Source organism: Enterobacter sp. HMSC16D10 (assembly GCF_001807145.1).
GTDB classification, from domain to species: Bacteria; Pseudomonadota; Gammaproteobacteria; order Enterobacterales; family Enterobacteriaceae; genus Enterobacter; species Enterobacter roggenkampii.
The window spans coordinates 1-21,290 of record NZ_KV787838.1; the positions used below are offsets into that span (position 1 = coordinate 1).

Here is a 21,290-nt window from a genome sequence, read left to right on the forward strand (position 1 = left end):
TGTGAGAGTAGGGAACTGCCAGGCATCAAATAAGTGAAGAGGCCATCCGGAAGGATGGCCTTTTTGCGTTTCTGCGCCAAAAAACGGTAGGCCGGTTAAGGCAAAGCCGCCACCTGGCAAGTCAGACCGCACTCCACGCCACAATAAACTGCGCAATCCCGTCCACATCATTTAAATCCAGCACTGGAACCTCAAGTTCCACTGCCACATCGCTGGCCACCGCAATCACATGCTCATCCAGCATTAACTCGCTCAAATCATGCCCGGCATCGCTTCTGAAAAGTAGGATCTTAGGCACAGCCTCATGCTTAAACCCCTCAACCAGCACCAGATCCAGCGTGGAGTGATCCATCCGGCTAACCAGATAAGCGAGATTCAGCGGCGCCTCATCCGGCGTTTCTGTCATTAACGCCCAGCGCTGAGGACTTGCTACCATCGTTTGTGCTGCTCCGGCCTTACGCAGCTCATAGCTGTCTTTTCCGGGCGTATCAATGTCCATGTTGTGATGACTATGCTTAATCAAACCAGGGCGAAGCCCTCTGGCACAAAGCGCGGGAATGAGCTTTTTCAACAGCGTGGTTTTCCCGGTCCCACTCCAGGCGGAAATGGCTACAACAGGTATCATCTTTTCTCCTGCATCATCTGCAAATCTTCACTCGTATTTACGTTCACAAACGCTGATTTCACATCGCTAAAATCAACGGAATGGCCGCCAGACTCACGCATAAAGACCATCACCCTGCGCTCTCCCGCAGCCAGGTAGGCCAGCAGAGCAGGTGCAAGCGATCGATGCATCAACGCGACAGCAGGATGGTCACGTTCGCCGTCATGCACCCAAACCACAGGCGCTGTACCACGAAGCAGGAACAGACGTTCGACAAGACAGGACGGAATAAACGGGGTATCGCAGGGGCAGAAGATAAACCACTCACCCTGCGACTGTTGCATGACCGAAAGCATACCGGCAAGCGGGCCCGGGTAATTCTCAAGGCTATCCTGATAAACGCCGTAGCCGCTGCGCCGGTAAGTGTCGATATGCCGGTTAGCGCTGATGGCTATAGTCGTCACCTGACCTGCGAGCGTATCGGCGACATGCTGCCACAAGGGTTTTCCATTAAGAAGCTGAAGCCCCTTATCTTTACCGCCCATTCGCGTTGCTCTGCCGCCTGCCAGAACGACCCCGATGATTTCCTGGCTAACATTCACGAATATCGCCTCTTTTATTGTGGGATTGACCCTGCTAACGTGTCACTCTAAATGAAAGGAGCACCACCATGAAATGTAAACGTCTGAATGAAGTTATTGAACTCCTCCAGCCCGCCTGGCAAAAAGAGCCAGAGCTCAATCTGATGCAATTTTTACAGAAACTGGCAAAAGAGTCAGGTTTTGACGGTGATCTGGCAGACCTTTCTGACGACATCCTGATCTACCACCTTAAAATGCGCGACTCTGCCAAAGATGCTGTTATTCCTGGTATTCAGAAAGATTATGAGGAAGATTTTAAGACGGCATTGCTGCGCGCCCGAGGCGTAATTAAAGAGTAAAAGCTTGTAAGCGGCGGCACCGAAATCGCCACAAGATGATATCCTGAATCATTCGTATAATTTCCGGATGATCGGATGAACGACCAGGCTTTTACTTTCCAGACATTACACCCGGACACCATTATGGATGCCCTGTTTGAACAGGGTATTCGGGTGGATTCCGGGCTAACACCGCTAAACAGCTACGAAAACCGCGTCTATCAATTTCAGGACGAGGATCGTCAGCGCTATGTCGTAAAATTCTATCGTCCTGAACGCTGGTCCGCTGAACAAATTCAGGAAGAGCATCAGTTCGCTCACGATCTGCTGAATGACGATGTCCCCGTTGCCGCACCGCTAAAATTCAATAACCAAACGCTCCTTACGCACGAAGGGTATTACTACGCAGTATTCCTAAGTCTGGGTGGCCGTCAGTTTGAAGCGGATAATATCGATCAGATGGAGTGGGTTGCCCGCTATCTTGGGCGTATACACCAGACGGGACGCAAAAAAGCCTTTATTGCTCGCCCGACTATGGGGATTCAGGAATACCTCCTTGAACCGCGCACAATATTCGAAACGTCTGCAATGATCCCCGCAGCGCTAAAGGATGATTTCCTCAACGCCACCGATAAGCTTATTGCTGCAGTGAAAACCTGCTGGCGCGATGATATTTCCGTTCTGCGCCTGCATGGCGATTGTCACGCCGGGAATATTCTCTGGCGTGACGGCCCGCTGTTTGTCGATCTCGATGATGCGCGTATGGGGCCAGCGGTTCAGGACCTGTGGATGCTGCTCAATGGCGACAAAGCCGAGCAACGCATGCAGCTTGAAACCATTATTGAAGCTTATGAAGAATTTAGCCCGTTTAATTCAGACGAAATTGCCCTGATTGAGCCTTTACGTGCGATGCGTTTTGTTTATTATCTCGCATGGTTAATCAGGCGTTGGGACGATCCGGCATTTCCTCGTAATTTCCCGTGGCTTACCGGAGAGGATTACTGGCGTAGCCAGATATCTACATTTACTGAGCAGGTTAAGGTTCTTCAGGAGCCCCCTCTGCAATTAACGCCGATGTATTAATGGACACACCCAGGAGAGAGTTAATCATGAAAAAAATTTGGCTGGCGCTGGCAGGTATGATTCTGGCATTTAGCGCTTCTGCTGCACAGTTTACCGACGGCAAACAGTACATCACGCTGGAGAAGCCGGTCGCTGGCGAGCCACAGGTACTGGAGTTCTTCTCGTTCTATTGCCCACACTGTTACCAGTTCGAGCAGGTGCTGCATGTCTCTGACAACGTGAAGAAAAAGCTGCCGGAAGGCACCAAAATGACCAAGTACCACGTCGAGTTCCTGGGCCCATTGGGTAAAGACCTGACTCAGGCATGGGCGGTGGCGATGGCACTGGGCGTAGAAGATAAGATCACTTCGCCAATGTTTGAAGCCGTACAGAAAACCCAGACCGTTCAGACCACTGCGGATATCCGTAAAGTGTTCGTTGATGCCGGCGTGAAAGGTGAAGAGTACGATGCCGCATGGAACAGCTTCGTGGTGAAATCACTGGTTGCCCAGCAGGAAAAAGCGGCTGCTGACCTCCAGCTTCAGGGCGTTCCGGCGATGTTTGTTAACGGCAAATATCAGCTGAACATGCAGGGCATGGACACCAGCAGCATGGATATTTTCGTACAGCAGTATGCAGATACCGTGAAATACCTGGTTGAGAAGAAGTAATTTCGTTAATGTAAAAACGCCGGTCACTGACCGGCGTTTTTGTATGAAGATTTTATCTTGTCTATCTGTTCGTCTTTCTCTTTCCAGAGCGTATTAAGCCACTGCTGGAAACGACGTTTGAAGTTCTTATCGTTTACGTAATCACCGTGCAGTTCAGCGTCAATCGGAACCAGGTCGACGTGCACGACAATACGCGTCAGTTTGCCGCTGAGCATATCGAAGAACGGCGTCTTATCGTTTTCCGGATAGCAGAGCGTGACGTTAAGAAGTTTATCGAACTGTGCTCCCAGCACGTTAAGCGCCATCGCAATCCCCGCTGCCTTTGGCGGCAACAGATGCTGATACGGAGAGCGAGTTTGCTGGCGCTTCTCTTTCGTAAACCGGGAGCCTTCAACAAAGTTCACGATGGTCGTTGGATGCGCACGAAACTTTTCACAGGAGCGGCGCGTGGTCTCCACATCCTTACCGCGACGTTCCGGATGACGAATCAAATAGCTGCGCGAATAGCGTTTCATAAACGGCATATCGAGCGCCCAGCAGGCCAGCCCGATAAAAGGCACCCAGGCGAGCTGCTGTTTCAGGAAATATTTGTTCATCGGGATGTGTTTGCGAAAAAGAACGCATAACACCACGATGTCCGCCCAGCTGTGGTGATTGCAGATCAGCAGGTACCAGTTCTTTTTGTTAAGGTTCTCCAGCCCTTTGACATCCCACTTCAGGTGCGGGTTAAGGCGCAACAGGATCGCCAGTCCTTCGCACCAGCAATACATCATGAAATTACAAAATGCGGACACGGCTCGCCACACCACGGATACAGGCAGCAGCAGTTTAATGATCCCGGCGAGAATGATCGGTACGGAACAGGCGATCGTCACCAGGATAGTTAAAATGATGCTTAGCAGTAATGTTATTGCAGCGAGCAATCTCGACATGATGAGCTTTTTCAGGTAGTTAGCTGTAAGTGAGCGACCGGCTAGTCGACGCTGGGCGCTGATTTTACCAGAAAACAGACAAATGAATGGCGCTTTCACAGGGTGATTTGGTGGCTTTTACCCCGGCGCAGAAGATTTCTCTGTCGTTCTGCGTAAATCAAGGCTTATATCCACATAGACTAAATTGCCATCAGTTGGCCATATAGAGGCGATCTCATAACATAACAATCTGATAATTAAGATCTAAATATTGCCTTATATGTATTTTTTACGTCTGCTATTCATGTGAAGTGAAAATACTCACAAACTTATCCACAGTTTGATTTTTACGAGCGATCCTCACGATCGCAAAATCTTTTCCTGTATCGGGCCTGAATAACTGATGTTTTCATCCTTCTGTGGCATCCTTTACGCATAAATTGATTAAAGGCACGGACATTATGGTTCAGATCCCAGAAAACCCTCTTATTCTCGTCGATGGCTCTTCTTACCTGTATCGGGCGTACCATGCGTTTCCTCCTCTGACCAACAGCGCAGGAGAACCTACCGGCGCAATGTATGGCGTGCTGAATATGCTGCGCAGCCTGATCCTTCAGTATCAGCCAACCCATGCGGCCGTCGTGTTTGATGCGAAAGGCAAAACGTTCCGCGACGAGTTGTTTGAACATTACAAATCCCACCGTCCGCCAATGCCTGACGATCTGCGTGCGCAGATAGAGCCGCTGCATGCGATGGTGAAAGCGATGGGTCTGCCGCTGCTGGCCGTTTCTGGGGTTGAAGCGGATGACGTCATCGGTACGCTGGCGCGTGAAGCCGAAAAGATGGGTCGTCCGGTACTGATTAGCACCGGTGATAAAGATATGGCGCAGCTGGTGACGCCAGGGATTACCCTGATTAACACCATGACCAACACCATTCTTGGGCCGGAAGAGGTGGTCGCAAAATATGGCGTGCCGCCAGAGCTGATTATCGACTTCCTCGCGTTGATGGGCGACTCCTCGGATAACATCCCGGGTGTCCCTGGCGTCGGTGAAAAAACCGCGCAGGCGCTGCTTCAGGGGCTGGGCGGGCTAGATACGCTCTACGCGGAATCAGACAAAATCGCCAGTCTCTCCTTCCGTGGTGCCAAAACCATGGCTGGGAAGCTGGAAGAGAACAAAGAGGTGGCTTATCTCTCTTATAAGCTGGCCACAATCAAAACCGATGTTGAGCTCGAACTGGGCTGTGAACAGCTGGAAGTGCAGCAGCCTTCTGCGGACGAGCTTCTAAGCCTGTTTAAGAAATACGAATTTAAGCGCTGGACCACTGACGTGGAAGCCGGTAAATGGCTGCAGGCAAAAGGGGCAAAACCTTCCACAAAGCCGAAGGAGACGATTGTCGTTGATGCTGAAGAGCAGGCGGAAGAAGAAGCCGTGGCGCTTTCCTTCGACAATTATGAAACCCTTCTTGAAGAGTCACAGCTCATTGCCTGGATCGAGAAACTGAAAAAGGCGCCGGTCTTTGCCTTTGACACCGAAACGGACAGTCTCGATAACATCTCTGCCAATATGGTAGGCCTGTCATTTGCGACAGCGCCAGGTCATGCGGCCTATGTTCCCGTGGCGCACGATTACCTGGATGCGCCGGAACAGATCTCCCGTGAACGCGTGCTTGAACTGCTGAAGCCGATCCTGGAAGACGAAAAGGCGCTCAAGGTTGGGCAAAACCTCAAGTACGACCGCGGCATTCTGCAAAACTACGGCATTGAACTGCGCGGGATCGCCTTCGATACCATGCTTGAATCTTACATTCTGGACAGCGTCGCGGGCCGCCATGATATGGATTCCTTATCTGACCGCTGGCTCAAGCACAAAACCATCACCTTCGAAGAGATTGCCGGCAAAGGGAAAAATCAGCTCACCTTTAACCAGATTGCTCTTGAAGAGGCAGGACGCTACGCGGCGGAAGATGCTGACGTTACGCTGCAGCTCCACCTGAAGATGTGGCCAAAACTGCAAAAGCACGAAGGTCCGCTGAATGTGTTCCAGCATATTGAGATGCCGCTGGTACCCGTGCTGTCCCGCATTGAACGCAACGGCGTGAAAATCGATCCAACGGTGCTGCATAACCACTCCGGGGAGCTGGCGCAGCGCCTGACCGAGCTGGAGCAAAAAGCGCATGAGCTTGCAGGCGAGCCGTTTAACCTCTCTTCACCGAAGCAGCTGCAAACCATTTTGTTTGAAAAGCAGGGCATCAAGCCGCTGAAGAAAACCCCTGGCGGTGCGCCTTCAACCTCTGAAGAGGTGCTGGAAGAGCTGGCGCTGGATTACCCGCTGCCAAAAGTGATTCTGCAGTACCGTGGTCTCGCGAAGCTGAAGTCTACCTACACTGATAAGCTTCCGCTGATGATCAACCCGAAAACGGGCCGCGTGCACACCTCATATCATCAGGCTGTCGCGGCGACCGGTCGTCTCTCGTCAACCGATCCCAACCTGCAGAACATCCCGGTACGTAACGAAGAGGGCCGCCGTATTCGCCAGGCTTTCATCGCACCAGAGGATTATCTGATTGTCTCTGCTGACTACTCGCAAATTGAGCTGCGCATTATGGCGCATCTGTCCCGCGACAAAGGCCTGCTGACCGCGTTTGCCGAAGGGAAGGATATCCACCGGGCAACCGCGGCGGAAGTCTTCGGCTTGCCGCTGGACAGCGTGACCAACGAACAGCGCCGCAGCGCTAAAGCGATCAACTTCGGTCTGATCTACGGCATGAGCGCGTTCGGCCTTTCACGCCAGCTCAATATTCCGCGTAAAGAGTCGCAGAAGTATATGGATCTCTACTTCGAACGCTACCCGGGCGTGCTGGAATATATGGAACGTACCCGCGCGCAGGCGAAAGAGAAAGGTTACGTTGAAACCCTGGATGGCCGCCGTCTCTACTTACCGGACATCAAATCCAGCAACGCGGCGCGCCGCGCGGGCGCAGAACGTGCCGCGATCAACGCCCCGATGCAGGGGACCGCGGCGGACATTATTAAACGTGCAATGATCGCCGTGGATGCCTGGCTCGAGAAAGAGAAACCGCGTGTGAAAATGATCATGCAGGTACACGATGAATTGGTATTTGAAGTGCACAAGGACGACCTCGACGCCGTGTCGAAGAAGATCCACGAACTGATGGAAAGCAGCATGACGCTGGACGTGCCGTTGCTGGTGGAAGTGGGAAGTGGTGAAAACTGGGATCAGGCTCACTAACGGTTCTTCGCATAACGCGCTTTTTATGTAAGTTTGCAACATGGCAACGCGCGTTTTGTGACGATCATTAGAATTCCCTATGTAAAGAATGAAAAAAAACTACAAAAAGTGCTTTTTCTGCAACACAAAAAGGGGTAGAGTTATCGGCGTAGGGTACAGAGGTAAGATGTTCTATCTTTCAGACCTTTTACTTCACGTAATCGGATTTGGCTGAATATTTTAGCCGCCCCAGTCAGTAATGACTGGGGCGTTTTTTATTGCGGCAAAGAAATGTTCCGGCAAAAAAAAGCGCGGCCATTGCCGCGCTCGGTATTACTCTTCTTCCGCTTCCGTCGCGGGTTCCAGCTCGCTAAACCAGGTGTCGAGCTTCTGACGCAGCTTGTCCACGCCCTGCTTTTTCAGCGAGGAGAACGGCTCAACCTGCACATCGCCGTTGAACGCCAGCACCGCTTCACGAACCATATTCACCTGCGCTTTACGCGCACCGCTTGCCAGCTTATCGGCTTTCGTCAGCAGCACCAGCACGGCGATATCGCTTGCCACCGCCCAGTCGATCATCTGCTGATCGAGATCTTTCAGCGGGTGGCGAATATCCATCAATACCACCAGACCTTTCAGGCACATGCGTTTTTCGAGGTATTCACCCAGCGCACGCTGCCATTTGATTTTCATCTCTTCGGGTACCTGCGCATAACCGTACCCCGGTAAGTCGACCAGGCGTTTGCCCTCTGCGACTTCAAACAGGTTGATCAGCTGGGTACGGCCAGGTGTTTTTGAGGTACGCGCCAGGTTCTTCTGATTGGTCAGCGTATTCAGGGCGCTGGATTTCCCCGCATTAGAGCGGCCAGCAAAGGCCACTTCAATACCGGTATCAGAGGGGAGGTGGCGAATATCGGGCGCACTGGTGACAAAATGCGTCTGTTGGTAGTTCCAGGTAGTCACGTGGTCGTCTCCAAAAATCGTAATCTGAGGGGGATTATACCTGAATGCGGGCAAAAGACTTTTTTCATTGCACTCAGCCTGTAGGCTTAAGCCCTGGCCGCTGTGAGAGATTGGCTATACGTACTATGGGAGATTTCAGAGAAATCGCAGGAGCAAGAAAAAGGCAAACTGTTTTAAATCATCATCTTATTTCCAGGTAATTATCTGAAAATCCGTTTTTGTACCGTTTCGTTGCTTGTTAGTTTAAGCGAACACGGTAAAGTATGCGGCAAGGCGAGGAAGCCAACAGGATGATGACTTAAGGATAAGGGTCAGGAGCGCCAGGAGGCGAAGACGCAGGATTGTCAGGACGACCAGCGCCTGGAGGCGTTTTAACAGGAAATGGAACCGTATCACGGACGGTATTAGCCAAGGGATAAACAGGGTTTGTTGTTGGCAAACATGGAATGTCTGACCCGTTAAGGGTTGTGAGTCAGGAAAAAAGGCGACAGATTGCTCTGTCGCCTTTTTTCTTTGCTTGCTTTCTGCTAGATTTCGCCGCAATTCTATACTGAAGAAAACGACTTAAAGATAAAACATCATGAAAAAACCAACCTCCGCTGCGGGCGCGAAACGCCCTGCAAAAGCACGCCGCAAAACGCGCGAAGAACTGAACCAGGAAGCGCGCGACCGCAAACGCGACAAAAAACATCGCGGTCATGCTGCGGGTAGCCGTGCCAACGGTGGTGGTGCAGCGGGCGCTTCTGCAAAAAGCAAGCAGCAGAAAGATCCTCGTATCGGCAGTAAAACTCCCATTCCACTGGGCGTGACAGACACCCCGGTCACTAAGCAGCACAAACCAAAGAGCGAGAAACCTATGCTTTCACCGCAGGCTGAGCTGGATTTGCTGGAGAACGATGAGCGCCTGGACGCGCTGCTGGAACGTCTTGAAGAGGGTGAAACCCTGACCGCCGAAGAGCAGTCATGGGTGGATGCCAAACTGGATCGCATCGACGAGCTGATGCAGAAGCTGGGTCTGTCTTACGATGACGAAGACGACGAAGAAGAAGACGAAAAACAGGAAGATATGATGCGTCTTCTGAAGGGTGGAAACTAACATTTGCACCCGGCAGGCTCGATAGTCCTGCTTATAACCCTTCCGGTTATATGTTATCTGGTGTGGTTATTCGTTAAACTACGGCGGTTGTCGCGGCGACAGAAGTGGCTGCGCACCCGAATGATGGCCCGCAATGGGGTCAGAACGGGCCGCCGTATACGAACGCGACACCAACGGAAGGAGTGAGCATGTCAGCACCAACTATCGACTGGGATTTGGCCCTAATCCAGAAATATAACTATTCCGGGCCGCGTTATACGTCATACCCCACCGCGCTGGAGTTCTCCGATGCCTTCGGCGAGGAGGATTTTCAGCAGGCTGTCGCGCGCTATCCTGAGCGTCCGCTGTCGCTCTACGTCCATATTCCGTTCTGCCACAAGCTTTGCTACTTCTGCGGCTGCAATAAAATCGTGACCCGCCAGCAGCATAAAGCCGACCAGTATCTTGACGCGCTCGAACAGGAAATTGTGCATCGCGCGCCGCTGTTTAAAGGCCGTCACGTCAGCCAGCTTCACTGGGGCGGCGGTACGCCAACCTATCTGAACAAAGCGCAAATAAGCCGCCTGATGACCCTGCTGCGCGGCAATTTCAGTTTTAACGACGATGCTGAAATCTCGATCGAAGTCGATCCGCGCGAAATTGAGCTGGATGTGCTGGATCACTTACGCGCAGAAGGCTTCAACCGCCTGAGCATGGGCGTGCAGGACTTCAATAAAGAGGTTCAGCGTCTGGTGAACCGCGAGCAGGACGAAGACTTTATTTTTGCCTTACTCAACCATGCGCGTGACATCGGTTTCACGTCGACCAATATTGACCTGATTTACGGCCTGCCAAAGCAGACGCCGGAAAGCTTCGCCTTTACGCTGAAGCGCGTGGCTGAACTCAGTCCGGACCGCCTGAGCGTCTTTAACTACGCGCATCTGCCGACGCTCTTTGCCGCCCAGCGCAAAATCAAAGATGCCGATCTGCCTTCTGCCCAGCAGAAGCTGGATATCCTGCAGGAAACCATCACCTCGCTGACCGACACCGGCTATCAGTTTATCGGCATGGATCACTTTGCCCGTCCTGATGACGAGCTGGCCGTTGCTCAGCGCGAAGGGGTACTGCACCGCAACTTCCAGGGCTACACGACCCAGGGCGATACCGATCTGCTCGGCATGGGCGTCTCCGCCATCAGCATGATCGGCGACTGCTACGCGCAGAACCAGAAAGAGCTAAAGCTGTATTACCAGCAGGTGGATGAGACCGGCAACGCGCTGTGGCGCGGCATCGCATTAACCCGTGACGACTGCATCCGTCGCGATGTGATTAAGGCGCTTATCTGCAACTTCCGTCTTGATTTCAGGGACGTGGAAGCGCAGTGGGCGCTGAACTTCAGCGATTATTTCGCGGAAGATCTGAAGCTGCTGGCGCCGCTGGCGAAAGACGGGCTGGTGGATATGTCGGAGAGCGCGATTGAGGTCACGCCGAAAGGGCGTCTGTTGATCCGCAATATCTGCATGTGCTTTGACGCATACCTGCGTCAGAAAGCGCGTATGCAGCAGTTCTCGCGGGTGATTTAAACGGTAATGCCGGGTGGCGGCTTCGCCTTACCCGGCCTACAAAAGTGCGAAATGTAGGCCGGGGAAGCGAAGCGCCACCCGGCTTTTCATCGCCAACTCGCTAGCTAAACAGCCCAACCAGCGCCGCACACAGCACCGCCGCAACGGCGGTTTGTGGCGTGTGGCTTTCAGCGGCTCCGCTAGAGAGCATATTCACGAATGTTTCCAGCATGATGTTCACCCCCAATTTCCGGGCACGATCATACAAAACTCATCGGAACAGTAAAGCGCAAAATAACGGCAATTTGCGCTCAATTAATAACCTTTACACAAGCGCGGATATTACTCCATTCCCAGCTCTTTCAGCTTGCGCGTCAGGGTATTGCGTCCCCATCCTAACAGGCGAGCGGCTTCCTGCTTATGACCCTGGGTATGACGAAGCGCGGTGGTCAACAGCGTACGCTCCATCTCAGGCTGAGCCTCAGACAGCAGGTTTTGATGACCGGAACGCAGCGCGCGGTCGGCCCACTGCGCCAGCAGCGTCGCCCAGCTGTCCGGCAGCGCGTGTCCGCTACTGCTTTCCGGCGCGGTCGCCTCAAACAGCTCGGCCGGTAAATCCTGAATCAGCACTTCCTGACCGGCAGCCATCACGGTTAACCAGCGGCAGGTGTTTTCCAGCTGACGCACGTTGCCCGGCCACGCCAGACGCGTCAGAGCGGCATCGGTTTCCGGGTGAAGCTGCTTGGCTTCTACGCCCAGCTCGCGGGCAGCCACCTGCAGGAAATGACGCGCCAGGCGGGGAATATCTTCCCGGCGTTCACGCAGCGGCGGCAGATGAACGCGAATGACGTTCAGGCGATGGAATAAATCCTCACGGAATTTGCCTTCCTGCACGCGCTGCTCCAGGTTCTGGTGGGTCGCGGCGATAATACGCACGTCCACCTTCACCGGCGCATAACCGCCCACGCGATAAAACTGCCCGTCGGCCAGCACGCGCAGCAGACGGGTCTGAACGTCCAGCGGCATATCGCCGATCTCATCCAGGAACAGCGTGCCGCCGTCAGCCTGTTCGAAGCGCCCCTGGCGAATGGTATTTGCGCCGGTAAACGCCCCTTTTTCGTGCCCGAACAGCTCGGATTCAATCAAGTCCTTTGGGATCGCCGCCATATTCAGGGCGATAAACGGCGCTTTTGCCCGCGGGCTGTGGCGATGCAGGGCATGGGCCACAAGCTCTTTACCGGTGCCCGATTCGCCGTTGATCAAGACGCTGATGGACGAGCGGGACAGACGGCCAATAATGCGAAACACGTCCTGCATCGCCGGCGCTTCGCCGATGATGTCGGTGGTTGGCCCGAAATCGGGCGCGTGGCGCGGCTGTTGCTGCTCCTGGTAATGGCTAATCGCGCGCTCAACCAGCGCCACCGCTTCGTCGATATCAAACGGTTTGGGCAGATAATCGAATGCCCCTTGCTGGTAAGCGCTCACCGCGGCATCCAGATCGGAATGAGCCGTCATTATGATGACCGGAAGCATAGGGTGGCGTTGTTTGATCTGCTTTAACAGCGCCAGCCCGTCCATGCCCGGCATACGGATATCCGACAGCAGAACATCGGGCGTTTTAGTGGTGAGTGCGTCGAGCACTTCGCTGCCGCTCTCAAACGTCGTGCAGCTTAATCCTGCCCCTGTGAGCGCGCGTTCAAGCACCCAACGGATGGAGCTATCGTCATCGACTACCCAGACTATCCCTCGTTGCATAAACGTCACCTTTATTTTTTAATCGGCAGGAAAACCGAAAACTCGGTATGTCCCGGCCAACTGGTAAATTCAATTTTTCCAGAGTGTTGGTCGATCAAACTGCGGGCAATGGATAAGCCCAGGCCGGTTCCGCCTTCGCGGCCGCTGACCATCGGGTAGAACAGAGTGTCCTGAAGATGCGATGGAATACCGGGGCCGTTATCCTCGACGTCGATACGGGCCGCAAGCCGATAGCGCACGCCGTGTAACGTGAGCTGGAAGGCGGTGCGGGTGCGCAAAATAATCTCGCCCCCTTCCGGTCCCAGCGCCTGCAGGGCATTGCGCACAATGTTCAACAGGACCTGCTCAATCTGATCCGGGTCATGGGCCAGTTCCGGCAGGCTTGGGTCGTAATCACGCACCAGCGTGACGTTCTCCGGCAGCTCCATCGAGACGAGCTTCACCACCCGCTCGGCCACTTTATGGATGCTTTCTGTGACGTGCATTCCCGGCTGCTGTGGCCCGAGAAGACGGTCAACCAGATTCCGCAGGCGGTCCGCCTGCTCGATGATGACGTTGGTATACTCCGCCAGCGCAGGGTCGGGCAGCGCCTTGGTCAGAAGCTGCGCCGCGCCGCGTAACCCACCCAACGGGTTTTTGATTTCATGCGCCAGGCCGCGCACCAGGTCTCGGGCGGCAATTTGCTGCGCATGCTGAAGCTGCTCCTGGCTCAGGCGACGCTGATTATCCATCGGCGCCATTTCCAGCAGGATCAAGCCTTCGGGAAGACGTTGCGCGGTCAGCGACAGAATGTGCGAGCGCCCGTCGATCACCAGCGTCACTTCGTTATCGGTGAAACCCTGGCCCGCCTGTAAACTTTCCTGCATCAGGCCAATATTCAGCGAAAAATAGCTCAGAAGTTCCGGAAGCGGGGTGCCGAACAGTTTGCGTGCGCTTTGGGCGAGCAGCTGCTGTGCCGCCGGGTTGGCGTAATGAACGGCCAGCTCGTCATCCACCAGCAAAATGCTGTTAATCAAAGAATTGAGGATCTGCCCAGCATCGGGCAGCGTGCCAGTTGCCATTCAGCAGTCTCCTGGAGTCCTTTGCACTAATTTAGTGCAGTATAGCGTTTTCGGCGTCAAAAGCGCGTGAGATCAGGTTGTTGGTGGAGAAAAAAGCCCATCCGGAGATGGGCTAAAAGTTTCCACGGCAACTACTCCCGGCGCTTGTCACGCCGGGTAAAACAACTTAATTAAACGCTGTAGTACAGTTCGAACTCAACCGGATGCGGAGTCATGCGCACGCGGTCGTTCTCTTCAGTACGCAGGGCGATGTAGGCATCGATAGCGTCGTCAGTGAATACGCCACCTGCGGTCAGGAACTCACGGTCTGCGTCCAGCGCCTGCAGGGCTTCTTCCAGAGAGCCAGCAACCTGTGGGATCTCTTTCGCTTCTTCTGGCGGCAGGTCGTACAGGTTTTTGTCCATCGCTTCGCCTGGGTGGATCTTGTTCTTGATACCGTCCAGACCGGCCATCAGCAGTGCTGCGAAGCACAGGTATGGGTTAGCCGCTGGATCCGGGAAGCGAACTTCGATACGACGCGCTTTAGGAGACGCCACCACCGGGATACGGATAGAAGCAGAACGGTTACGCGCAGAGTAAGCCAGCATCACTGGCGCTTCGTAGCCCGGGACCAGACGCTTGTAGGAGTTGGTGGTTGGGTTCGCCAGGGCGTTGATCGCTTTAGCGTGTTTGATTACGCCGCCAATGTAGTACAGCGCCTGCTCGGACAGACCGGCATATTTGTCACCAGAGAACAGGTTGGTACCGTTCTTGGACAGAGACATGTGGCAGTGCATACCGGAACCGTTGTCGCCAAACATTGGTTTTGGCATGAAGGTCGCGGTTTTACCGAAACGGTGCGCAACGTTGTGCACAACGTATTTGTAGATCTGAATTTCGTCCGCTTTTTTGGTCATGGTGTTGAAGCGGGTAGCCACTTCGTTCTGACCCGCAGTCGCCACTTCGTGGTGGTGAGCTTCAACAACCAGGCCCATCTCTTCCATCACCAGACACATGGTGGAACGAATGTCCTGTGCAGAGTCGACCGGAGGAACCGGGAAGTAACCGCCTTTCACGCCTGGACGGTGACCTTTGTTACCACCTTCGTATTTGGTGGAGGAGTTCCATGCGCCTTCGATGTCGTCGATAGCCACGTGGGAGCCAGAGATAGAGGCACCAAAACGGATGTCATCGAACAGGAAGAACTCTGGCTCTGGCCCGAACAGAACGGTGTCCGCGATGCCGGTAGAACGCAGGTACTCTTCAGCGCGTTTCGCGATAGAACGTGGGTCGCGGTCGTAGCCCTGCAGCGTGCCTGGCTCGAGGATGTCGCAACGGATGATCAGGGTAGGTTCTTCGAAGAACGGATCAATGACCGCAGTGGTTGCATCTGGCATCAGAACCATGTCGGATTCGTTAATGCCTTTCCAGCCACCAATGGAGGAGCCGTCAAACATTTTGCCTTCTTCAAAGAATTCGGCGTTCACCTGATGAGCAGGGATTGTGACGTGCTGTTCTTTACCTTTGGTGTCGGTGAAGCGGAGATCAACAAACTTCACTTCATGTTCGTTCAGCATCGTCAAAACGTGTTCAGCGGACATACTTAACTCTCCAGATTGGTCATTGTCGTCGTGGTAACGAGGTCTTCAGTTTCTGTTTGTACTGGCTGTTGCCATGTAATTTTTATAAAGCGAAATCTGTGCCAACTTTTAAAACACCCCAAAAAGGCGTTATCATGCGCACCATAGTGCAAAAGGGCTGCACCACAATGGTAATGTTGCACCAGTATAGTGCTTCAGTGTGAACACCGAGCACCATATTGGTGCAATTTTCGTTAAAGTGCCCTTTTTCGCTCCGTGAAAGCGATCACAAAGCATCTCTGCGATACTTGTTTGCGGAGGATGTTTGTGATCCTGTTTTGTAGTGCGATTAATCCGTGTACAATAACGCGCTATTTCTAATGCCTGAGGCAAAGTTGTGATCGAAAATTTGCGTAACATCGCCATCATCGCGCACGTTGACCATGGTAAAACTACCCTGGTTGATAAGCTGCTGCAGCAATCCGGTACGTTTGATGCACGTGCCGAAACTCAAGAGCGTGTGATGGACTCCAACGATTTGGAGAAAGAGCGTGGGATTACTATCCTCGCGAAAAACACCGCTATTAAATGGAATGACTACCGTATCAACATCGTTGATACCCCAGGGCACGCCGACTTCGGTGGTGAAGTTGAGCGCGTGATGTCCATGGTGGATTCCGTGCTGCTGGTGGTTGACGCATTTGACGGCCCAATGCCGCAAACGCGCTTCGTGACCAAAAAAGCATTTGCCCATGGCCTGAAACCAATTGTTGTTATCAACAAGGTTGACCGTCCTGGCGCACGTCCTGACTGGGTTGTTGATCAGGTATTCGACCTGTTCGTTAACCTCGACGCGACCGACGAACAGCTGGACTTCCCTATCATTTACGCTTCGGCGCTGAATGGTATCGCGGGTCTGGACCACGAAGATATGGCGGAAGACATGACCCCGCTGTATCAGGCGATTGTCGATCACGTACCGGCACCGGATGTTGATCTGGATGGTCCACTGCAGATGCAGATCTCCCAGCTGGACTACAACAACTACGTTGGCGTCATCGGTATCGGTCGTATCAAACGCGGTAAAGTGAAGCCAAACCAGCAGGTTACTATCATCGATAGCGAAGGCAAAACCCGCAACGGTAAAGTTGGTAAAGTGCTGACTCACCTGGGTCTGGAGCGTATCGACAGCGATCTGGCTGAAGCGGGCGACATCATCGCGATCACCGGTCTGGGCGAGCTGAACATCTCTGACACCATCTGCGACCCGCAGAATGTGGAAGCGCTGCCAGCCCTGTCTGTTGATGAACCAACCGTTACCATGTTCTTCAACGTCAACACCTCTCCGTTCTGTGGTAAAGAAGGTAAGTTCGTTACCTCTCGTCAGATCCTTGACCGCCTGAACAAAGAGCTGGTGCACAACGTTGCGCTGCGCGTTGAAGAAACCGAAGACGCTGATGCCTTCCGCGTATCCGGTCGTGGTGAGCTGCACCTGTCTGTTCTGATCGAAAACATGCGTCGTGAAGGTTTCGAGATGGCGGTTTCCCGTCCGAAAGTTATCTTCCGCGAAATCGACGGCCGTAAACAAGAGCCGTTCGAAAACGTGACGCTGGACGTTGAAGAGCAGCACCAGGGTTCTGTGATGCAGGCGCTGGGTGAGCGTAAAGGCGATCTGAAAAACATGAATCCAGACGGCAAAGGCCGCGTACGTCTCGACTACGTGATCCCAAGCCGTGGCCTGATCGGCTTCCGTTCTGAGTTCATGACCATGACCTCTGGTACCGGTCTGCTGTACTCCACCTTCAGCCACTACGACGACGTGCGTCCGGGCGAAGTGGGCCAGCGTAACAACGGCGTGCTGATCTCCAACGGTCAGGGTAAAGCGGTTGCGTTTGCGCTGTTCGGTCTGCAGGATCGCGGTAAGCTGTTCCTGGGTCACGGTGCTGAAGTTTACGAAGGCCAGATCATCGGTATTCACAGCCGTTCTAACGACCTGACCGTAAACTGCCTGACCGGTAAAAAACTGACCAACATGCGTGCGTCCGGTACTGACGAAGCAACGGTTCTGGTTCCACCGATCAAGATGACTCTGGAGCAGGCTCTGGAATTCATCGATGACGACGAACTGGTAGAAGTGACTCCGCTGTCTATCCGTATCCGTAAACGTCACCTGACCGAGAACGATCGTAAACGTGCTATGCGCGGTGCGAAAGAAGAGTAATTCGGTTATGCCGTAGGCCGGGTATGCGCATGCGCCACCCGGCAACGAAAAAGCCGCTGAGCGATCAGCGGCTTTTTTTATTAGAACGAATACCGTAGGCCTAAACGGATCCGGTACTGCTCCCGGTTGTAATCATTCCATCTGTCCAGCCACTGCAGTTCGAGGTACGGCAGCCAGTTTCTGTCGATCCTGTAACTGAATTTATTGGTAATTTCCCAGTGATGGTCTTTGCCATTTTTGCTGTGATAATCATTCACCCTCTGGAAAAAGTGCGGTTCAAAGGTGTAGAAAAATGCATCCGTTACTTTGAAATTCCAGTAGTTGGCAAATTCGTGCGTGTCGTTCTTATCCATCTGCCCGTTATAGTCCGGCGTATCGTAGTTGTTATGGTTATAGCGATAGCGGAACGTCAGATTAAACCAGTCTGTAAATTTGTAGTTGGTATCTAAATAAACCGCGCCACCCGAACCTGCGCTGCTGTCGTTAATCAACCCGCCGGGCTGGAAGGTGAGTTTATCGGTCGGCTTAAAGAGCGGATACCACCCCTCGATTTCGTTATAGCTGTGCTTAAGTTCATCCCATTTACCCACGTTATAGGCGTTGGTGAACATCAGTCCCGCGCCCATATCGAAGTTATAGCCCGCACGCAGGATCACCTCGTGCATCTCTGAGGCCGTATTGTAGGCTTCACGCGTTTCGACATAGGCCCCGGCAAATACCGGGCAGGACACAGACGACACGATCAGTACAGTGATGATTCTTTTCATAATTTGTCCATGTATCAGGTACAGAAAGGCCTCCCTCCTGATAAACAGGAAGGACATAGTGGCCGGATTTATTGTTATAAAGTGACTGCTGACGCTTTATTGTTGGTGGTTATCTCAGGGGTATTCGCGGTTTGTTTCTTCCGTTTTCCAATCTCCTCGATAATAAAGGCGAAGCGCACTTCGTTGAGTTTATAAAACAGCCCCATGGTCACGGCAGCAACAATCGCCAGGCCGCACGGCCAGAGGAAAATCAGCTGACGCAACCCAAGCAGCGTGCCCGCGCTCTGCACGGCATGGGGAACGTAGCCAATCTGGGTCAGCATGATGCCGGGCAGGAAACCGGCGAGCGCGGCGGAGATTTTGCGCGAGAAGGTATAGCCGGTATACACCGACCCTTCGGCGCGAATGCCGGTTTTCCACTCGCCGTAATCAACGGTATCCGGCACCAGCGCCCAGTTCAGGCTGTTCACAAACGCCGTGCCGAAGAAGGCCATGCAGGAAAACAGCACGAACAGCAGGGAACTGGTCCCCCAGAAGAAATTCAGCACGTCGCCCACCGCCCACAGCGCCAGCCCGCCCAGATAGACCGGTTTCTTGCCAAAGCGCTTTACCGCGCCGGGTACCAGAAATACGCCAATCAGAATGCAGCCCATGCTGAAAAAGCCCATCCACGACAGCAGATGCAGATCGTTCAGCACGTACTGGGTGTAATAGACCTGAATCGCCAGCTTGATGTTAAACGCGGCGAGAGTGCACAGGTTGGCGATGCACAGCACCAGCAGCGGTGGATTGCGGAAAATCGCGCAGAATGATTTCAGAATGCCGGGCTTATGGTGATCGGGCGTAAGCTCGACGTAGCGTTCTTTCACCCCGCTGTAGCACCACCACATGCAGAACAGGCCGCCGGTAACGAACACCAGCGCGGCCACCAGATAGCCGAGTGAGGGCTGGTGGACGAACAGCGCCTGAATGGGCATAAAGCCGACGGTGCAGAGCAACAGTCCTACCGTTGCGCCGCCCTGACGCCACGCCGCAAGCTGCGCGCGCTCGTTCGGGTTTTTGGTGATGGCCGGGACCATCGCACCGTAGGCGCAGTTCATCAGGCTATAGCAGAGGCCAAACATCATGAAGAGCACGGTGGCGAGGGCCGTTTTCACCGTCAGGCTAAAGTCGTTGGCCATAAACTGCGCCGTCGCCACCAGCGCCACCGGAACGGAGGCGTAAAGAATGAACGGCCGGAACTTCCCCCGCGCGCCGATGTTACGCCGTGAGTCGAGCAGCACCCCGGTCAGCATGTCGGTAAAGGCGGTGAAAAACTTAGCGACGAGGAAAATAATGCCGCCGTAGAACGCCGGCATACCCAGTTCATCGGTGTAGAACTTCAGCAGATACAGCGTGCCAATACACAGCATCAGGTTCGAGCCAAAATCGCCCATCCCGTAGGCGCACTTCTCTCGCAGGCTCAATTTGAGGGTTAACGGATCAGTATTATGTGTCATGGTCGATCCTCAAAGCGCCCAGCCGGGCGCTCTATCACGTCATTATGCCGTACGTTTGCGCAGTTCGATCTCTTCGACGATGCGCACATACATCTTCTCGTTGAGGTTGTAGAAGCAGCCCATCGCCACGATGGTGATAACTGCCAGCAGGCTCGGGTAGATAAATATCAGCTGCCGCAGCCCTTCAACCGTGCCACTGGATTGCACCACGTTGGGCACATAGCCGATCTGCGTGAGCATGATCCCCGGGAAGAAGCCCGCCAGCGCCTGGGAGACCTTCCTGAAGAAGGTAAAACCGGTATACACCGTTCCTTCGGAGCGCACGCCGGTGCGCCACTCGCCGTACTCCACGGTATCGGACACCAGCGCCCAGTTCAGGCTGTTCACGAACGCGGAGCCGAAAAAGGCCAGGCAGGAGAACGCCACAAAGCTCACCGAGCCGCCGCCGAAGAAGTAGTTGAGCAGATCGCCCGCCACCCAAATCATCAGCCCGCTGATGTAGACCTTTTTCTTGCCGAAGCGCCGCACCGCGCCGGGCATCATAAAGACGCCGATAAAAATGCAGCCCATGCTGAAGAAGCCCATGTACGACAGCAGGATCGGGTCGTTCAGCACGTACTGCGTGTAGTAGACCTGAATGGCGAGTTTGACGTTAAAGGCGCCCAGCGTGCACAGGTTGGCGATGCACAGGATAAACAGCGGACGGTTCCCGGCGATGGCGCGAAACGACTGCAGCAGCCCCGGTTTTTGCGCCGGGTTAACGGGCTGCGCCTCGACGTAACGTTCGGTCACCCCCTTGTAGCACCACCACATAAAAAACAGTCCGAACAGCGAGAAGAGGGTGGCGGCAAAGATATAGCCAAGCTGGTCATTGCCTTCAATCAGGTTCATCACCGGAACAAAACCCACGGTACAGAGCAGCAGGCCCAGCGTAGCGCCGCCCTGACGCCAGGCGGCCAGCGAGGCGCGCTCGTCCGGGTTTTTGGTAATGGCCGGTACCATCGCGCCGTAGGAGCAGTTCATCATGCTGAAGAACAGGCCGTACAGCATGAACAGCACCGTCGCCATCACCGTTTTACCGGTGATTTCAAACGGCGTGCCGACGAAGTTGGCAATCGCCAGCAGCGTCACCGGGAACGCCGCGTACAGTACGAACGGACGGAATTTTCCTTTCGGGCCGATCCTGCGCCGGGAGTCGAGCATGATCCCAGTGCCCATATCGGTGAAGGCGGTAAAGAACTTCGCAATCAGGAAGATAATTCCGCCGTAGGTGCCCGGCAGCCCCAGCACGTCGGTGTAAAACTTCAGCAGATAAAGCGTGCCGATATCCAGCAGGATGTTTGAGCCGAGATCGCCCATCCCGTAGGCGAGTTTTTCTTTAAACGGCAGGCGCAGGGTTGCCGGATCGGAAGTATGTTGACTCATTAT

18 protein-coding genes are annotated in these 21,290 nt (G+C 53.9%); 7 read left to right on the forward strand and 11 right to left on the reverse strand.

The window, feature by feature from the left end; all coding sequences use genetic code 11:
• Window positions 1-121: 121 nt before the first annotated feature.
• Together mobB and mobA are read right to left on the reverse strand one after the other, a co-directional pair.
• Window positions 122-625, reverse strand: coding sequence for a molybdopterin-guanine dinucleotide biosynthesis protein MobB (gene mobB, locus HMPREF3143_RS04395; protein WP_008501868.1), 504 nt, complete (start codon window positions 623-625; stop codon window positions 122-124).
• Window positions 622-1,206 (reverse strand): molybdenum cofactor guanylyltransferase MobA, encoded by a 585-nt coding sequence (gene mobA / locus HMPREF3143_RS04400; RefSeq protein ID WP_008501867.1) that lies wholly within the window; start codon window positions 1,204-1,206, stop codon window positions 622-624. The genes mobB and mobA overlap by 4 nt, the downstream gene beginning before the upstream one ends.
• A gap of 68 nt (window positions 1,207-1,274) precedes the next feature.
• Between mobA and HMPREF3143_RS04405 the strand changes: the two genes are divergently transcribed.
• The 3 genes from HMPREF3143_RS04405 (at window position 1,275) to dsbA (ending at window position 3,256) form a co-directional block, all read left to right on the forward strand.
• On the forward strand, window positions 1,275-1,544 hold the full coding sequence (locus HMPREF3143_RS04405; protein ID WP_008501866.1) for a YihD family protein: 270 nt from the start codon (window positions 1,275-1,277) through the stop codon (window positions 1,542-1,544).
• 75 nt (window positions 1,545-1,619) lie between these two features.
• Entirely contained in the window at window positions 1,620-2,606 is a 987-nt protein-coding gene (locus tag HMPREF3143_RS04410) for a serine/threonine protein kinase (RefSeq protein WP_070531923.1), read from the forward strand.
• Window positions 2,607-2,632: 26 nt separating this feature from the next.
• Window positions 2,633-3,256, forward strand: coding sequence for a thiol:disulfide interchange protein DsbA (dsbA, locus tag HMPREF3143_RS04415; RefSeq protein ID WP_008501864.1), 624 nt, complete (start codon window positions 2,633-2,635; stop codon window positions 3,254-3,256).
• Between the two features lie 23 nt (window positions 3,257-3,279).
• On the opposite strand, the gene HMPREF3143_RS04420 is transcribed toward dsbA, so the two are convergent.
• The gene (locus tag HMPREF3143_RS04420) at window positions 3,280-4,188 is read right to left on the reverse strand and encodes an acyltransferase (RefSeq protein ID WP_063435673.1); all 909 of its coding nucleotides are present in this window, start codon (window positions 4,186-4,188) and stop codon (window positions 3,280-3,282) included.
• 440 nt (window positions 4,189-4,628) lie between these two features.
• On the opposite strand from HMPREF3143_RS04420, the gene polA reads away from it, so the two are divergent.
• Entirely contained in the window at window positions 4,629-7,421 is a 2,793-nt protein-coding gene (gene polA, locus HMPREF3143_RS04425; RefSeq protein WP_045416841.1) for a DNA polymerase I, read from the forward strand.
• Between the two features lie 312 nt (window positions 7,422-7,733).
• On the opposite strand, the gene yihA is transcribed toward polA, so the two are convergent.
• Entirely contained in the window at window positions 7,734-8,363 is a 630-nt protein-coding gene (gene yihA / locus HMPREF3143_RS04430) for a ribosome biogenesis GTP-binding protein YihA/YsxC (protein WP_008501861.1), read from the reverse strand.
• Window positions 8,364-8,943: 580 nt separating this feature from the next.
• On the opposite strand from yihA, the gene yihI reads away from it, so the two are divergent.
• Both yihI and hemN read left to right on the forward strand, forming a co-directional pair.
• Window positions 8,944-9,459 carry a Der GTPase-activating protein YihI gene (gene yihI, locus HMPREF3143_RS04435; RefSeq protein ID WP_008501860.1) on the forward strand — a complete coding sequence of 172 codons (516 nt, stop codon included), beginning with the start codon at window positions 8,944-8,946 and terminating at the stop codon, window positions 9,457-9,459.
• 188 nt (window positions 9,460-9,647) lie between these two features.
• Window positions 9,648-11,021 carry an oxygen-independent coproporphyrinogen III oxidase gene (gene hemN, locus HMPREF3143_RS04440; RefSeq protein ID WP_021242777.1) on the forward strand — a complete coding sequence of 458 codons (1,374 nt, stop codon included), beginning with the start codon at window positions 9,648-9,650 and terminating at the stop codon, window positions 11,019-11,021.
• Between the two features lie 100 nt (window positions 11,022-11,121).
• Here the strand turns inward: hemN and HMPREF3143_RS25470 are convergent, their stop codons facing one another.
• From HMPREF3143_RS25470 to glnA, 4 genes are all read right to left on the reverse strand, one after another.
• On the reverse strand, window positions 11,122-11,232 hold the full coding sequence (locus tag HMPREF3143_RS25470; protein WP_032622955.1) for a YshB family small membrane protein: 111 nt from the start codon (window positions 11,230-11,232) through the stop codon (window positions 11,122-11,124).
• Window positions 11,233-11,342: 110 nt separating this feature from the next.
• Complete coding sequence (gene glnG / locus HMPREF3143_RS04450; protein ID WP_008501858.1) at window positions 11,343-12,755, reverse strand: nitrogen regulation protein NR(I); 1,413 nt, start codon at window positions 12,753-12,755, stop codon at window positions 11,343-11,345.
• Window positions 12,756-12,766: 11 nt separating this feature from the next.
• Window positions 12,767-13,816 carry a nitrogen regulation protein NR(II) gene (glnL, locus tag HMPREF3143_RS04455; RefSeq protein WP_008501857.1) on the reverse strand — a complete coding sequence of 350 codons (1,050 nt, stop codon included), beginning with the start codon at window positions 13,814-13,816 and terminating at the stop codon, window positions 12,767-12,769.
• A 170-nt stretch (window positions 13,817-13,986) separates the two neighbouring features.
• Entirely contained in the window at window positions 13,987-15,396 is a 1,410-nt protein-coding gene (gene glnA / locus HMPREF3143_RS04460; protein WP_008501856.1) for a glutamate--ammonia ligase, read from the reverse strand.
• 376 nt (window positions 15,397-15,772) lie between these two features.
• Between glnA and typA the strand changes: the two genes are divergently transcribed.
• Window positions 15,773-17,596: a ribosome-dependent GTPase TypA gene (typA, locus tag HMPREF3143_RS04465; RefSeq protein ID WP_008501854.1), complete on the forward strand. Its 1,824-nt coding sequence runs from the start codon at window positions 15,773-15,775 to the stop codon at window positions 17,594-17,596.
• 80 nt (window positions 17,597-17,676) lie between these two features.
• On the opposite strand, the gene ompL is transcribed toward typA, so the two are convergent.
• From ompL to HMPREF3143_RS04480, 3 genes are all read right to left on the reverse strand, one after another.
• On the reverse strand, window positions 17,677-18,363 hold the full coding sequence (gene ompL, locus HMPREF3143_RS04470) for a porin OmpL (protein WP_032635449.1): 687 nt from the start codon (window positions 18,361-18,363) through the stop codon (window positions 17,677-17,679).
• Window positions 18,364-18,437: 74 nt separating this feature from the next.
• On the reverse strand, window positions 18,438-19,862 hold the full coding sequence (locus tag HMPREF3143_RS04475; RefSeq protein ID WP_070531926.1) for an MFS transporter: 1,425 nt from the start codon (window positions 19,860-19,862) through the stop codon (window positions 18,438-18,440).
• A gap of 42 nt (window positions 19,863-19,904) precedes the next feature.
• Window positions 19,905-21,287, reverse strand: a complete 1,383-nt coding sequence (locus HMPREF3143_RS04480; RefSeq protein ID WP_070531928.1) for an MFS transporter — start codon at window positions 21,285-21,287, stop codon at window positions 19,905-19,907.
• Window positions 21,288-21,290: the final 3 nt, after the last annotated feature.

Excerpts from the sequence above, each read along its gene's own strand:
- mobB (WP_008501868.1), bottom strand. The coding sequence starts at position 625 with ATGATACCTGTTGTAGCCATTTCCGCCTGGAGTGGGACCGGGAAAACC.
- HMPREF3143_RS04405 (WP_008501866.1), top strand. The coding sequence starts at position 1,275 with ATGAAATGTAAACGTCTGAATGAAGTTATTGAACTCCTCCAGCCCGCC.
- HMPREF3143_RS04410 (WP_070531923.1), top strand. The coding sequence starts at position 1,620 with ATGAACGACCAGGCTTTTACTTTCCAGACATTACACCCGGACACCATT.
- dsbA (WP_008501864.1), top strand. The coding sequence starts at position 2,633 with ATGAAAAAAATTTGGCTGGCGCTGGCAGGTATGATTCTGGCATTTAGC.
- HMPREF3143_RS04420 (WP_063435673.1), bottom strand. The coding sequence starts at position 4,188 with ATGTCGAGATTGCTCGCTGCAATAACATTACTGCTAAGCATCATTTTA.
- polA (WP_045416841.1), top strand. The coding sequence starts at position 4,629 with ATGGTTCAGATCCCAGAAAACCCTCTTATTCTCGTCGATGGCTCTTCT.
- yihI (WP_008501860.1), top strand. The coding sequence starts at position 8,944 with ATGAAAAAACCAACCTCCGCTGCGGGCGCGAAACGCCCTGCAAAAGCA.
- hemN (WP_021242777.1), top strand. The coding sequence starts at position 9,648 with ATGTCAGCACCAACTATCGACTGGGATTTGGCCCTAATCCAGAAATAT.
- HMPREF3143_RS25470 (WP_032622955.1), bottom strand. The coding sequence starts at position 11,232 with ATGCTGGAAACATTCGTGAATATGCTCTCTAGCGGAGCCGCTGAAAGC.
- glnG (WP_008501858.1), bottom strand. The coding sequence starts at position 12,755 with ATGCAACGAGGGATAGTCTGGGTAGTCGATGACGATAGCTCCATCCGT.
- glnL (WP_008501857.1), bottom strand. The coding sequence starts at position 13,816 with ATGGCAACTGGCACGCTGCCCGATGCTGGGCAGATCCTCAATTCTTTG.
- glnA (WP_008501856.1), bottom strand. The coding sequence starts at position 15,396 with ATGTCCGCTGAACACGTTTTGACGATGCTGAACGAACATGAAGTGAAG.
- ompL (WP_032635449.1), bottom strand. The coding sequence starts at position 18,363 with ATGAAAAGAATCATCACTGTACTGATCGTGTCGTCTGTGTCCTGCCCG.
- HMPREF3143_RS04475 (WP_070531926.1), bottom strand. The coding sequence starts at position 19,862 with ATGACACATAATACTGATCCGTTAACCCTCAAATTGAGCCTGCGAGAG.
- HMPREF3143_RS04480 (WP_070531928.1), bottom strand. The coding sequence starts at position 21,287 with ATGAGTCAACATACTTCCGATCCGGCAACCCTGCGCCTGCCGTTTAAA.